This is a genomic window from Amycolatopsis samaneae (assembly GCF_039541975.1).
GTDB classification, from domain to species: domain Bacteria; phylum Actinomycetota; class Actinomycetes; order Mycobacteriales; family Pseudonocardiaceae; genus Amycolatopsis; species Amycolatopsis samaneae.
The window spans coordinates 33,076-46,138 of the sequence record NZ_BAABHG010000011.1 but is presented as its reverse complement, the minus strand read 5'-3'; the positions used below and the strand labels follow the sequence as shown (position 1 = coordinate 46,138).

The following is a 13,063-nucleotide window of genomic DNA, read 5'->3' as shown; positions in this document are numbered from 1 at the left end:
TGCGACGGGTGACCTTCGCCCACAGCGGCGTCGCCGCGACGCGGTGAGCATGGCGGACGGACGATTCGCGCGAGGCGAGGAGACACCATGGCACAGGTGCGGGACTTGAGCGGGATCCGGGCGGCAGACGCCGAATCCGCCGGGGGCAAGGCGGCGAACCTCGGCGAGCTGATCGCGGCGGGGTTCGAGGTGCCCGGTGGCTTTGTACTGCCACGGGAGGCGTACTGGGCGGCGATGGAGCGGGCGGGGGTACGTACCGAGATCGCGGAGCTGCATGCCAAGGCCCTGACCGTGGTCGACGACGCCGACGAGCTGAGCGGTTACTGTGACCGTCTTCGCCGGCTCGTGCGCGGCGCCGGAATGGGTGCCCCGCTGCGTGAGGAACTGCTCGGGGCGTACCACGCGCTGGACTCGTCGATCCCGGTCGCGGTGCGGTCGTCGGCCACCGGCGAGGACGGCGCGGAGGCGTCGTTCGCGGGGATGAACGCGAGCTTCACCAACGTCTGGGGTGACAACGCGCTCGCGGAGCGGGTCGTCGACTGCTGGATGTCGTTGTTCTCCCCTCGGGTGGTCAGCTACCGGGCGAGCCGCGGCTTCACCGGCGAGCCCGCGATCGCCGTGGTGGTGCAGCGCATGATCCCGGCCGAACGTTCCGGGGTGATCTTCACCGCCGATCCGCGCACCGGCGACCGGCAGCGGGTCGTCATCGAGGCGGTTTTCGGCCAGGGTGAGGCGATCGTCAGCGGCGCGGTGGAACCGGACACCTACGTGGTGGCGAAGGAGGACCTGCGGGTGCTGTCCGCCAGGGTCGGGACCAAGAGCCACAAGATCATCGCCGAGGCGGGCGGAGGTGACGTCAAGATCGAGCTTCCCCGGCAGGCGGGCGGGCGGCGGGTGCTGGGCGACGCCGCGCTCCTGGAGCTGGCGCGTACCGCCGTCCGGGTCGAGGATCACTACGGTGTGCCGCAGGATATCGAGTTCGCCATGGCGGACAACAAGATCTGGCTCGTCCAGTCGCGGCCGATCACCACCTTGGCGCCGGTGGGCAAGCGCGCAGACCACGTGCTCGTGTCCGGCCTCGGCGCTTCACCGGGTCAGGGAAACGGAAGCGTTCGGGTCCTGCGCGACCCCGCCGAGGCCAAGCACCTGCGCGACGGCGAGGTGCTGGTGGCGCCGATGACGAATCCGGACTGGGTGCCCGCGATCCGCCGGGCGGCGGCGCTCGTCACCGACGGGGGCGGCATGACCTGCCACGCCGCGGTCGTCGCCCGCGAGCTCGGGGTGCCGTGCGTGGTCGGGACCGGCGACGCCACCCGGGTGCTCGCCGGGCGGGGGCTGGTCACCGTCGACGGGACCGAAGGGGAGGTCCGTGAGGGCGTGCCTCGGGAGCCCGTCCGCGCCGAAACCGTTGTCGCGCAACCGGCTCCGGAGCCGATCGGCACCCTGCTGTACGTCAACCTCGCGATGCCCGAGCACGCCGAGGAGGTGGCGCGGCGCCCGGTCGACGGTGTCGGGCTGCTCCGGGCCGAGTTCCTGCTGACCGAGGCGCTCGGTGGCAGGCACCCGCGGCAGCTGATCGCCCGCGGCGAGCAAGAGTCCTTTGTGGACGCCATGGCGGCGTCGCTGCTGCGGATCACGAAGGCGTTCTCGCCGCGGCCTGTCGTCTACCGGACGACCGATCTGCGCACCAACGAGTTCCGTGGCCTGACCGGCGGCGCGGAGTACGAGCCGGTGGAGAGCAACCCGATGATCGGCTACCGGGGCTGCTACCGCTACGTGCGGGAGGAGGAGCTGTTCGGGCTGGAACTGCGCACGCTGGCCAGGGTCCGCGAGCAGACCCCCAACCTGCACCTGATGATTCCCTTCGTCCGCACCAAATGGGAGCTCGAAGCCTGCCTCGACCTGGTGGACGCGAGCCCGCTCGGGCGGCAGCGCGGCCTGCGCCGGTGGATCATGGCCGAGGTGCCGTCGGTGACGCACTACCTGCCGGAGTACGCGGGGCTCGGGATCGACGGTGTTTCCATCGGCAGCAACGACCTGACCCAGCTCGTCCTCGGTGTCGACCGGGATTCGGCGGAGTGCGCCGAACTGTTCGACGAGTCCGATCCCGCGGTGCTGGGCGCGATCGCCCGGATCGTGCGCACGGCGGTGGACCTCGGGATCACGTCGTCGCTGTGCGGGCAGGCGCCGTCCGCGAACCCTGGCTTCGCCGAACATCTGGTGCGGTGCGGGATCACCTCGATCTCGGTCAACCCGGACGTGCTCGGCCCGGCCCGGTCCGCGATCGCCGCGGCGGAGCGGCGGCTCCTGCTCGGGCGTGCCCGGTGACGGCCGCGATCGAGATCGAGGGCCTGCGGAAGTCGTTCGGGCATACCGTCGCGCTCGACGGGCTGGACCTGAGCGTGCGCGCCGGCGAGGTCCACGGCTTCCTCGGCCCGAACGGGGCGGGGAAGACGACCACGATCCGGCTGCTGCTGGGGCTGCTGCGCGCCGATGGCGGCCGGATGCGGCTGCTCGGCCGCGACCCGTGGCGGGACGTGGTGTCGCTGCACCGGCGGCTGGCCTACGTCCCCGGCGAGGTGTCGCTGTGGCCCGCGCTGACCGGCGGGGAGGTGATCGACCTGCTCGGCAGGTTGCGTGGCGGCCTCGACCCGCGCCGCCGCGAACGGTACCTCCACCGCTTCGAACTGGACCCCACCGTCCGGGGGCGCGCCTACTCGAAGGGGAACCGGCAGAAGGTGGCGCTGGTCGCGGCGCTCGCGTCCGATGTGGACATTCTGCTGCTGGACGAGCCGACCGCGGGGCTCGACCCGCTGATGGAGGAGGTCTTCCGCGAATGCGTCCGCGAGGAGCGGGCACGCGGCAGGACCGTGCTGTTGTCGAGCCATATCCTGGCCGAGGCCGAGGCGCTGTGCGACCGGGTCAGCATCATCCGGGCCGGGCGCACAGTCGACACCGGGAGCCTGGACGAGCTACGGCACCTCGCCCGCACCTCGATCGTCGTCCGGATGGCAGGGCCACCGGACGGATTGGCGGCCCTGCCCGGCGTGCACGACTTCGGCCGGGATGGCGACGTCGTGCGGATGAGCGTCGACAACACCGGTCTGGACGCCGTGCTGGCGCTGCTGGGCCGGTGCGGGGTACGGAGCCTGACGACGAAGACTCCCACGCTCGAAGAGCTGTTCCTCCGCCACTATCGCGCCGACACCCCGGCGGTGACGGCATGAGCGGGCCGGGCGGCCGGGTGATCGGTACCGGCGCGCTGCTCCGGCTGGCGGTCCGCGTCGACCGGGTCCGTCTGCCCTTCTGGATCGTGACCTTCGCGGTGATCACCGGCGCCTCCGCCGCGGCCACCGCCGAGCTGTACCCGACCGCCGAATCCCGGGCCTCGTTCACCGACGGGGCCGAGGCGGTTCCGGCGCTGCTGGCAATGTACGGCCACATCTACGACCCGGCGTCACTCGGCGCGATCGCGGTGCTGAAGCTGACCGGGTTCGGGGCGGCGCTCGCCGCGCTCGTGACGGTCTTCACCGCGGTCCGGCACACCCGCGCCGAGGAAGAGGCAGGACGGCTCGAACTGCTGGGCGCGGGAGTGCTGGGACGTTACGCGCCGCTGGCATCCGGGCTGGGCGTGGTCGCGGGCTGGAGCGTCCTGCTCGGTGCGGGCACTACGGCGGGGCTGGCCCTCGTAGGGCTTCCGGTGGCCGGGTCGCTCGCGCTCGGGGCCGGGTGGACGGCTGCGGGCCTGGTGTTCGGCGCGCTGGCCGTCCTGACCGCGCAGCTGACCAGAAGCGCCCGCACGGCGTCGGGGCTGGCGGCCGTGGTGCTGGCGGCGATGTTCGCGCTGCGCGCGGTGGGCGACTCCAGCGGCCCCGGATGGCTGTCGTGGGTCTCACCGATCGGCTGGGTGCAGCAGGTCCGCCCGTTCGCGGGGGACCGCTGGTGGGTGTTCGTCCTTCCCATGGCCTGCACGGCAGTGCTCGTCGCGGTCGCGGTCGCGTGCGCACGGATCCGCGACCACGGCGCGGGACTGCTCCCCGGACGTCCCGGCCCCGCGCGGGCGGGACGGTTGCTGGGCGGCACGGGTGGGTTGGCCGTGCGGCTCACCCGGATGAGCCTGCTCGTATGGCTGTCGGCCTTCCTCCTGACGGGATTGCTGGTCGGCAGTATCGCCTCGGACATCGGGGAGTTCCTGGACAATCCACGGGCGCGGGCCTTCATCGCGGCGCTCGGTGGTGCGCAGGGGGTGACGGACGCGTTCCTGGCCGCGGAACTGGCGTTCGCCGGTCTGTTCGCCTCGATGTACGTGGTCGCGGTGCTCGCGCGGCTGCACGAGGAGGAACAGTCGCTGCGGACGGAACCCTTGCTGGGCACGGCGATCGGGCGCGTGCGCCTGCTCGCCGGGTATCTGGGGCTGGCCGCCGCCGGGAGTCTGCTGGGCCTCACCGTCGCGGGCGCCGGGGCGGGGCTGGCCTACGGCGCGCACACCGGGCACGTCGCCGCCGAGCTGGTGCGGGTGACCGGCGCCGCGCTGGCCCAGTGGCCCGCGGTGCTGGTTTCCCTGGGGACGGCTGTCGCGGTTTTCGGTCTGCTGCCCCGGTTCTGGGTGCTGGCCTGGGCGGTGCTGGCGTTCTTCGGCGTGATCGGCGAATTCGGCGTCCTGCTCGGCCTCGCCCAGTGGATCCTCGACCTTTCGCCGTTCTCGCACCTGCCCCGGCTGCCCGGCGGCACCGCCACCGCGACGCCGCTGATCTGGCTGACGGTGGTGGGCGCCGGGCTCGCTGTGGCCGGGCTGATCGGGTTCCGGCGGCGGGACGTGCCCGCCTGAGGCCGGTGTCAGCTCAGGTGCGCGAGCGCCCGCGCGAGGGATTCGGCCGGGGTGCCGTCGCACGGCACCGGGCGGGACTCCGGCCACGGTTCGGTGTCGGCGGCCATCCGGTCGGCGATCTCCGGTGAAGCGTCCGAAAAGGACGGTCCACGGGACTCCAGGCGATCGGCCGCGGTGGCCGCGGGAACGTGGCACCGCAGCGCGACGAGGTCGCTGTGCGTTCGCGCGGCGACCCCGGTCGCGAGCTTCCGGTGCGTGTCCGCGTTCCACGATGCGTCGATCACCACGGTCTCGCCGAGCGCGAGCAGGGCGCCAGCGCGGTGGACGAGTTCGGCATAGGTCCGGTCGGTGTGCTCGGGGGTGTAGAGGCCATGCCGGTACTCGTCCGCGGCGGACGTCTCCGGGGACAGCCCGGCCACCTCCTTGCGGACGCGGTCGCTGAGCAGGAGGCCGGCGCCCAGCCGGTCGGCGAGCGCGGCGGCGACGGTGGACTTCCCGGTGCCCGGCAGCCCGCCGACGAGGATCAGCCGTACCCTGGCGGCGCGGAGATGGTCCAGCGCGATCCGGGCGTACTGGCGGGCCAGGGGAGCCGAGGAGCCGTCGCCCTGCCTGTGCCGCAGGCAGGCCACCTTGACCCGTACGAAGGCCCGGTAGGCGAGGTAGTGGTGCCGGAGCGCGGCGGGGGCGGGATCTCCGGAGAACTCGGCGTAGCGGTCCAGCAGCCGGGCCGCGAGGCTCGCGGCGCCGAGCCGTTCGAGGTCCATCGCGAGGAACGCGACGTCGTCGAGGCCGTCGAGCCTGCGGAGCCGGTCGTCGAATTCGAGGCAGTCGAGTACCCGGGGCCCGTCGTCGAGACAGAAGATGTCGTCGGCGAGCAGGTCGCCGTGCCCATCGACGATCCGGCCGTCGGCGATCCGCCGGTCGAACAGCGCTTCGCGCCCGGCGAGGAACTCCCGGGTCAGGTGCTCGGTCTCGGCGGCCTCGGCCGCGTCGAGCACCGGACCGTGAAACGGGCCGACCTGGGCGAAACTGGCCTCCCAGCGCGCCCGGATCGCGTCGCGCGAGCCCTCGGCGGAGATCTCCGCGCTCCGGTCGGCGCGGGCGTGGAAGCTCGCCAGCAGGCGGGCGAGCCGGTCCACCTGTGTGTCCAGCGGCTCTCCCTGTTTGACCACAGTGGACAGTCGGCGTTCCTCGGGCATTCGGCGCATCACCACGAAGTGGTCGCAGGGCTCGCCGTCGGGCCCGGTCAGGTCGGCGACACCGAGGTAGACGTCGGGAGCGAGCCGCCGGTTGAGCTCGACTTCGCGGTGGCAGACCCGTCGGCGCGCCGTCCGGGAGGTGAAGTCCAGGAAGCCCAGATCGACCGGCTTCTTCAGCTTGTAGGCGTGGTCGCCGACGAGGAACACCGCACCGATGTGCGTCTCGTGCACGGCGGCCCAGGCGGGCGGCGGGGGAACCGGCGGCGTGGGGGAGGAGGCCATGGGACCAGGCTCCTCGGGAGCAGCATCCGCGCACAGGGCCGGAGGTCACCACAGCGATGTGACGATCCGCCCGGTCCCGGCGAAGGCGGGAACCGTACCGATGTCGAGAGGATGGTAAAGCTCGGTACCGGTGTCCCGGACGAGGTGCCCAGCGGTTCGGGGCTTGTGGTGGGTGCCTACCCCACCGGCGCCCGGGAGCGCGAGAGCCGCCAGGGTCGCGACTGCGGTGTCACGATGGCTTTCGAGTCCGAAGTGGACAGATTGGCTGGTTCCGGGGCCTCGTCGCTCATCGGCGAAACCCCGGAGTCTCCTGCGCGCGTGGTATTCCTGCCACCAGGCGACCGAGGGTCGGTGTCGACGCGACCATCGGCTTGGCGTGCTGGTCAAGGTGGTTCATGCTCGAAGACCACCCACCGTCCCCCGATGAGTCTCTCGCGCCGGTTGTTCGCCCTGATCGCCCGGGCGAAACGGGAACTCGGCCTCGTGCCGATCCTCACCTCCGAAGGAACCGTCGACACGCCCTTCGACGAGGAGGCCAACGGCGACCCTGCTGATCGCCGTACGAACCGTGTTCGAAGAGGTCGCGCGGCAGGTACGCGACGCCAGAGTCGAGGTCGCCATACACGCGGGGAGCGAACTCGTCCTGCGGATCCAGCACGCCGGGAGCAGCACCCGTACCGCTCTCGTGGAGGGCTGCGCCAACGCGGGCGCGCCTGGCGGCACCGCCCGGAACACGAGGCCCGGGACCGGCACCGACCTGGAATGGCGCCCGTCGCCGGGCAGGCTCGGGCAGCGGGCTCCTAGAGATTCCTGGCGATGAGTTCGACCAGGTCCAGGGTGCGGTGCGCGTAGCCCCATTCGTTGTCGTACCAGCCGAAAACCTTCACGAGGTGGTCCTGCGTGCTGGTCAAATTCGCGTCGAACACGCACGAGGCGGGGTCGCCGATGACGTCGCGGGACACGATCGGCGCTTCGGTGTATCTCAGGATTCCCTTGAGGTCGTCTTCGGCGGCCTCGGCGAAAGCGCGGTTCACCTGCGCGGGGGTGACCGGATTCGCGACTTCGACCGTCAGGTCGGTGAGCGAGCCGTCTTCGACCGGGACGCGGACGGCGACTCCGTCCAGCCTGCCTTCCAACAGCGGCAGTACCTGGCCGATGGCACGGGCCGCGCCGGTGCTGGTGGGGATCATGTTCACCGCCGCGGAGCGGGCGCGGCGCAGGTCCTTGTGCGGGCTGTCCAGCAGCGCCTGATCGTTGGTGTAGCTGTGAATCGTGGTCATCAGGCCCCGGTGGATGGTGAACGCGCGGTGCAGCACCTTCACCATCGGGGCCGCGCAGTTGGTCGTGCACGACGCGTTCGAGAGCACGTCGTGCCGGTACGGGTCGTACTGGTCCTCGTTGACGCCGAGGACGATGGTCGCGTCGACATCCTTGCCCGGCGCGGAGATCACGACCTTACGGGCCCCCGCGGTGAGATGCGCCGCGGCGGCCTCCCGGCTCCGGAACCGGCCGGACGACTCGATCACGACGTCGACGCCCAGATCACGCCAGGGCAGCCCGGCGGGATCGGCGGTACTCAGCACGCGCACGCGCCGGTCGCCGACGAGAATGTCGGACCCGTCGACGGTCACCGGGACGCGCAGCCTGCCGTAGGTCGAGTCGAACTCCAGCAGGTGCGCCATCGTCCCGGCGGGGGCGACGTCGTTGACCGCGATCACCTCGACGGGGCTTTTACTCCTTTCCAGGGCACACCGCAGGATGTCCCGCCCTATCCTGCCGAAGCCGTTGATACCCACTCTGACCGTCACGGTTTCCCTACCTTTCAAGTGGCCGACCAGGTCGAGACTGCCCGCGCGAGAGGGCTGGCGCCTAGGGCCGAACAGCACTGAAGCCAGGGACCAACGCCGTCGCCGTGCGGTCGGGGACTTTCGGCTCCATCGCCGACGGCCCGGGTCGGCCACAGTGGCGGTTATGAACGGATTGTGCGTGGATCTGTACGAAATCCGGATGGCGGTGAGCTACCTGCGCCGGGGGATGCGCGGGCCCGCGACGTTCAGTCTCTTCGTGCGGGAACTACCGCCGTGCCGGGGGTTCCTGGTCGCGGCGGGTCTTGCCGACTGCCTGGATTTCCTGACGCGGTTCACCTTCGACGAGGACGAGCTGGACTACGTCGGCCGGACGTTCGGCCTGGATCGACGGGACCGGCAAGCCCTTGCCGTCCTCCGATTCACCGGGGACGTGCGGGCCGTCCCCGAGGGAAGGGTGGTCTTCGCCGGGGAACCGCTGCTGGAGGTGACGGCGCCGATCGCGCAGGCCCAGCTGGTCGAAACGGCGATGCTGAACTTCGTGACCTTCCAGACCGCGATCGCGTCGAAGGCCGCGCGCTGCCGTCTCGCCGCGGGCGAAGCCGACCTGGTCGACTTCGCCGCGCGCCGTACCCACGGATTCGAGGCGGCGGCCGCGGCGGCCCGTGCCTCCGCGATCGCGGGATTCGGGGCCACCAGCTATGTCGCGGCCGCGCGTGCCTACGGTCTCCGGTGTGCCGGGACGATGGCGCACTCCTACGTCGAAGCCTTCTCGGACGAGCGCATGGCCTTCTCGGCGTTCGCCGAGGACTTTCCGGACGTCGCGGTGTTCCTCGTCGACACCTACGACAGCCTCGCCGGTGTCGACGCGGCCATCGACGTGGCGCTGCGGCTCGGCGCCGGGGCGAGGCGAGGAGTACGTCTGGATTCCGGTGATCTGGCGGCGCTGGCGGCCGGGACACGCCGCCGGCTGGACGCCGCGGGACTCGGGGACGCGCGCATCATGGCCAGCGGTGGTCTCGACGAGCACCGGATCGCGGCCCTGCTCACGGCCGGTGCGCCGATCGACGCGTTCGGGGTCGGGACCAAGATGGGCGTGTCCGCCGACGCACCGTCGCTGGACACCGCCTACAAGCTGGTCGAGTACGACGGGAGACCGGTCCTCAAGCTGTCGGCGGGAAAGGCGACGTTGCCGGGGGCGAAGCAGGCTTTCCGGGGCGCGGAAGGGGACGTGCTGACCCTGCGCGGGGAGCGGGCGGCCGGTACGCCGTTGCTCGTCCCGGTGATGCGTGACGGCCGCCTGCTCGGTCCACTTCGGACACCGGAGCAGTTGGTGCGGGACGCGCGGACCCGGTGCGCGGCCGATCTGGCCGCGCTGCCCGAGCACAGCCGCCGCCTGGTGGATCCGGTGCCTGTCCCGGTGACACCGAGCGCGGCGCTGACGGAGCTGACCGACCGGCTGCGCGCCCGGCACCCCAGCGGCGGTGCGCGGTCTTGAGCCGTCTCACGGTGTCGCGCGGGCGAGCAGGATGCGGTGCACGGACCTGGCCGCGTCGGCGCAGTGGTGTCCGCCGGGCTCGTCGAACGGGGTCTGTTCGAGGCCACGGGCCAGGCTCGAGATCGCGTCGGCCAGCAGGTCGATCTCCTGTTTGAGGTCGCGCAGCCGGGTGTGCACGTGCTCCTCGGCCACGACCTGCGCGGGTGGCTCGCCCGGAAGCAGCACCGCGCGGAGCGACTTCGGCAGCTGGGCCAGCGAGTGGTCGAGCTGCTCCGGGGAGAAGAGCTCCCTCAGCGCTTCCGACACCGCCCGCGCGGCCGGGCCGGCGTCGTCGACGGCGATTCCGGCCTCGTGGGCGAACTCGCCCACGAACTCCGTGGTGGTGTATCGGATCGGCACCCGGCTCGGGGCCCAGCCTTCGAAATAGACGCCGCGCAGCAGTTCGGGCAGTTGCGCGGCGAAGTGCGCCGCGGCGTCGGCGGTCAGCCGGTCGCGCAGCAGGTGCAGCCACGCCCGCAGGACGCGGTAGGTGTGGTGGCGGTCGCCGGTGCCCAGCCGGTCGGCGATCGCGGCGAGCCATTCGTGTGCGGAGTGTACGGCGTGTGCGAGCGGATCGTGCTGGTGGTTCATCAGTCGTCCTCCGGTCTTTCGCGGGTCAGGCAGGTACCAGGAGAATCCACAGTGGACCGGCGGCGAACGGGAGCGGTGTGCCCGCCGTGGTGTGGAAACGGGTGGGGGAGTCCGGGGTGGCGCGGGTCCAGGAGGCGGCGAAGCGGAGACCGTCGCGCAGCACGGTCGCCGGTCCGGTGCCGATCGTCGTGGCGATGGGCGAGCCGGACACGGTTCCGTACTCACCGGGCTCCCCGTACCGGACGGTCACCCGCTGCTCCACCACGGTCGCCGCCGTGACCGCACCGGATTCGGTCGACGTCACCGGCGAGCCGTCGAGCGAGACCGTCCACCGCGCGGTGCTCGCGGACCAGCCGAACTCGAACCTCGCCGCGCCGTAGCCGATGGCGTACCCGGATGCCGGCACGCCCGCGGGCGGCACCGGTCCGTACCGCGGTGTCTCCTCACCCGGCGGGACGTCGTCGCTCGGCAGCCGCGCGGCGTGCACGTAAAGGTTGTGCGGGGCGGGGCGGGCCGGATCGCGGAAATAGAGATCCGGCACCTCCTGGGGAGAGGCGTTGACGAAAGACGCGGCATGGAGCGCGGGCAGGATCTCCGGGGCCGCGCCGGAGTAGGCGAGTGTCGGCCTGCCGTACTGCGAGAGCAACTGGACATCGGTGGCCCGCGCGCTGCGGACCGGCCCGGCCAGGGCGGGCGCGGCCGAGAAGTAGACCACGATCAGCCGTGTCAGGCCGCCTTCCACCGGCTCGACGTAGACGACGTCGGCGGCGCCCAGCCCGGTCTGCGGCCGAGCCTCGGGCACGTCGTCGATCTTGACCGCGAACACGGGGTGCCGGTGTGGTGGAACCGGCTGGGTGGACCCGGCGGGGTCCCCGGCCGTCGACGGTCCGGACAGCGAGCGCGCGACGACGAGTGTGGCGGTGGTGAGTGCCAGCGCGACGACGGCGACGAGGATCCACCAACGGCGTTTCACGGAACCGGCTGCTTTCCCGCGTCTTCCGGGTATCCGTGCAGAGCGAAGGCGATGCGCTTGCCCAGTGAGACGGCGTGGTCGGCGAAACGCTCGTAGTAGCGGCCGAGCAGCGCCACGTCCATGGCGGTCTCCAGGTCCGGCCTGGTGTCGGCGTGCTGCAGACGCCGGTACAGCGTCTCGGCGAGCCGGTCCATTTCGTCGTCCTCGCGGGCCAGTTCGGGGGCCTTCGCGGCGTTCCGTTCGGTGAGCGCCTGACGGGCCTCGGCGGTCAGACGCCGCGCGACCCCGCCCATCTCGGCGACGAGTTCCCTGGCCATGGCGGGGACCACCGGAACGGCCCGGCCTCGCCGCGCGAACTCGGCGAGATGCCGGACGAGCGCGCCCATCCGCTCCAGGTCCACGCTCATCCGCAGCCCGGCGACGATCGTCCGCAGGTCGGTGGCCACGGGTTGCTGCCGGGCGAGCAGCGTGAGCGCTTCGGATTCCAGGGCGTGGTGGAAGGCGTGGATCTTCTCCGCCTCGGCGACCACCTCGCCCGCGAGCACGGGATCGTCGGTCAGTAACGCCGTCGTCGCGCGGCCCACCGCCTGCTCGGCCAGACCGGTGAGTTCGGCGAGCCGTGCCACGAACCGGGCCAGCTCTTCTCGGTAGGCCTCACGCATCGGTGTCCTCCAGACGGACCGGGATCGTTCGTCCTCGACGGTAAGAGGGGTGTCGTGAGGCGGATAGGGCCTGTGGTCGCGAATGGCGGGGACATTCGCCTCTGCGCGGGGCCGGGGCACGGCGGCGACGCTGACAGGCGGACCGCGTCCGGGCCCGGCGGGATCGCCGGGCCCGGCTCGAACCTCCTCAGCGGGAGCCCGAGCGGAAGCGTCCTTTGTGGAATGTAGTCGCCGGGTACAGACGAAGGGAGCGTGATCCTCGATGTCCGGGGACCCGAAGCCGATAGTGGTCGGTGTCGACGGATCGGCGTCCGCGCTGCGGGCGGTGGGCTGGGCGGCCGCCGAGGCACGACGGAGGCATGTGCTCCTGAGCCTGGTGCACGTCGTCGACGAGGCACCGCTGGCCGCCGTCCGGTTCGTGCCGCGCTACGACGAGGTCGTGCGCATCGCGAGCATGCGGGGACGTCGCCTGCTGCGCCAGGCCAGGGATCTGGCCCGGCAGGCTGAGCCGACGGTGGCGCAAAGCGAGCACCTGTTGCGCGGAACCGTGAGCGGATGGCTGCGCACCGAGTCGGAGGACGCGAGCCTGCTGGTGCTCGGCACGGAGCCGGCCGGGGCGATCGGACGGCTGGTGGCGGGGTCGGTCGCGATCGACCTCGCGGCGCACGCGTCCTGTCCCGTCGTGCTCGTCCGATCGCACGTCGCGGAGGACGAACCGCCGGAGACCGGGCCGATCGTGGTCGGGGTCGCCGGGACGCCGGCGAGCGAGGCCGCGCTCGCCTTCGCCTTCGAGGAGGCCGCGTTGCGGCGCACGGGGCTGGTCGTGGTGCACAGCCTGGACGATCGCCTGCTCGTCACGCTGTTCGAGGAGGGCAAGCGGCAGCTCGACCACACGGCGGTGGAAAAGCACGAGGACCAGGCCCTCGCCGATCGGCTCGCGGGCTGGCGGGAGAAGTATCCGGACGTTTCCGTGGACCGGATCGTGGTGCGCGGCCGTCCCGCGACCCGGTTGCTCGACCTCGCCGACCGCGCGCAGCTGCTCGTCGTCGGTGGCCGGGGCCGCGGCGGGTTCACCGGGCTGCTGTTCGGCTCGACCAGCCAGGATGTGCTCTCCCGCGCGCTGTGCCCGGTCGTCGTGGTCCGCGACTACGAAGACTCCGGCACGCCGCCCCGCGGCTGAGGCGGG

General features: G+C 72.0%; 10 protein-coding genes. 5 read left to right on the top strand and 5 right to left on the bottom strand.

Going from position 1 to position 13,063, the window contains the following annotated elements; translation table 11 throughout:
* The first annotated feature begins 87 nt into the window (after nucleotides 1-87).
* From ppsA to ABD987_RS27920, 3 genes are read left to right on the top strand one after another with little or no spacing between them, the layout of a single operon-like run.
* Nucleotides 88-2,328 (top strand): phosphoenolpyruvate synthase, encoded by a 2,241-nt coding sequence (gene ppsA, locus ABD987_RS27930; RefSeq protein ID WP_345400129.1) that lies wholly within the window; start codon nucleotides 88-90, stop codon nucleotides 2,326-2,328.
* Nucleotides 2,325-3,227 carry an ABC transporter ATP-binding protein gene (locus ABD987_RS27925; RefSeq protein ID WP_345400126.1) on the top strand — a complete coding sequence of 301 codons (903 nt, stop codon included), beginning with the start codon at nucleotides 2,325-2,327 and terminating at the stop codon, nucleotides 3,225-3,227. The genes ppsA and ABD987_RS27925 overlap by 4 nt, the downstream gene beginning before the upstream one ends.
* Complete coding sequence (locus tag ABD987_RS27920) at nucleotides 3,224-4,828, top strand: ABC transporter permease (protein WP_345400123.1); 1,605 nt, start codon at nucleotides 3,224-3,226, stop codon at nucleotides 4,826-4,828. The genes ABD987_RS27925 and ABD987_RS27920 overlap by 4 nt, the downstream gene beginning before the upstream one ends.
* A gap of 8 nt (nucleotides 4,829-4,836) precedes the next feature.
* Here ABD987_RS27920 and ABD987_RS27915 read toward each other — a convergent pair whose 3' ends face one another.
* On the bottom strand, nucleotides 4,837-6,309 hold the full coding sequence (locus ABD987_RS27915; RefSeq protein WP_345400120.1) for a bifunctional aminoglycoside phosphotransferase/ATP-binding protein: 1,473 nt from the start codon (nucleotides 6,307-6,309) through the stop codon (nucleotides 4,837-4,839).
* An 800-nt stretch (nucleotides 6,310-7,109) separates the two neighbouring features.
* Nucleotides 7,110-8,117, bottom strand: coding sequence for a type I glyceraldehyde-3-phosphate dehydrogenase (gap, locus tag ABD987_RS27910; protein ID WP_345400117.1), 1,008 nt, complete (start codon nucleotides 8,115-8,117; stop codon nucleotides 7,110-7,112).
* A gap of 163 nt (nucleotides 8,118-8,280) precedes the next feature.
* Here gap and ABD987_RS27905 point away from each other — a divergent pair, with 163 nt between their 5' ends.
* Nucleotides 8,281-9,612, top strand: a complete 1,332-nt coding sequence (locus ABD987_RS27905) for a nicotinate phosphoribosyltransferase (RefSeq protein WP_378213996.1) — start codon at nucleotides 8,281-8,283, stop codon at nucleotides 9,610-9,612.
* A gap of 6 nt (nucleotides 9,613-9,618) precedes the next feature.
* Here the strand turns inward: ABD987_RS27905 and ABD987_RS27900 are convergent, their stop codons facing one another.
* The 3 genes from ABD987_RS27900 to phoU are packed head-to-tail and all read right to left on the bottom strand — an operon-like array spanning nucleotide 9,619 to nucleotide 11,877.
* On the bottom strand, nucleotides 9,619-10,242 hold the full coding sequence (locus ABD987_RS27900) for a DUF2267 domain-containing protein (RefSeq protein WP_345400111.1): 624 nt from the start codon (nucleotides 10,240-10,242) through the stop codon (nucleotides 9,619-9,621).
* A 25-nt stretch (nucleotides 10,243-10,267) separates the two neighbouring features.
* Nucleotides 10,268-11,215, bottom strand: a complete 948-nt coding sequence (locus tag ABD987_RS27895; protein ID WP_345400109.1) for a DUF3048 domain-containing protein — start codon at nucleotides 11,213-11,215, stop codon at nucleotides 10,268-10,270.
* A complete protein-coding gene (phoU, locus tag ABD987_RS27890; RefSeq protein ID WP_345400106.1) occupies nucleotides 11,212-11,877 on the bottom strand; it encodes a phosphate signaling complex protein PhoU in 666 nt (221 codons plus the stop codon). Before phoU ends, ABD987_RS27895 begins: the two co-directional genes overlap by 4 nt.
* Nucleotides 11,878-12,139: 262 nt before the next feature.
* Here phoU and ABD987_RS27885 point away from each other — a divergent pair, with 262 nt between their 5' ends.
* Nucleotides 12,140-13,057, top strand: a complete 918-nt coding sequence (locus ABD987_RS27885) for a universal stress protein (protein WP_345400103.1) — start codon at nucleotides 12,140-12,142, stop codon at nucleotides 13,055-13,057.
* Nucleotides 13,058-13,063: the final 6 nt, after the last annotated feature.

What these genes read in the sequence shown, in the direction of transcription:
- ppsA (WP_345400129.1), top strand. Translation starts at nt 88, where the DNA reads ATGGCACAGGTGCGGGACTTGAGCGGGATCCGGGCGGCAGACGCCGAA.
- ABD987_RS27920 (WP_345400123.1), top strand. Translation starts at nt 3,224, where the DNA reads ATGAGCGGGCCGGGCGGCCGGGTGATCGGTACCGGCGCGCTGCTCCGG.
- ABD987_RS27915 (WP_345400120.1), bottom strand. Translation starts at nt 6,309, where the DNA reads ATGGCCTCCTCCCCCACGCCGCCGGTTCCCCCGCCGCCCGCCTGGGCC.
- ABD987_RS27905 (WP_378213996.1), top strand. Translation starts at nt 8,281, where the DNA reads ATGAACGGATTGTGCGTGGATCTGTACGAAATCCGGATGGCGGTGAGC.
- ABD987_RS27900 (WP_345400111.1), bottom strand. Translation starts at nt 10,242, where the DNA reads ATGAACCACCAGCACGATCCGCTCGCACACGCCGTACACTCCGCACAC.
- phoU (WP_345400106.1), bottom strand. Translation starts at nt 11,877, where the DNA reads ATGCGTGAGGCCTACCGAGAAGAGCTGGCCCGGTTCGTGGCACGGCTC.
- ABD987_RS27885 (WP_345400103.1), top strand. Translation starts at nt 12,140, where the DNA reads ATGTCCGGGGACCCGAAGCCGATAGTGGTCGGTGTCGACGGATCGGCG.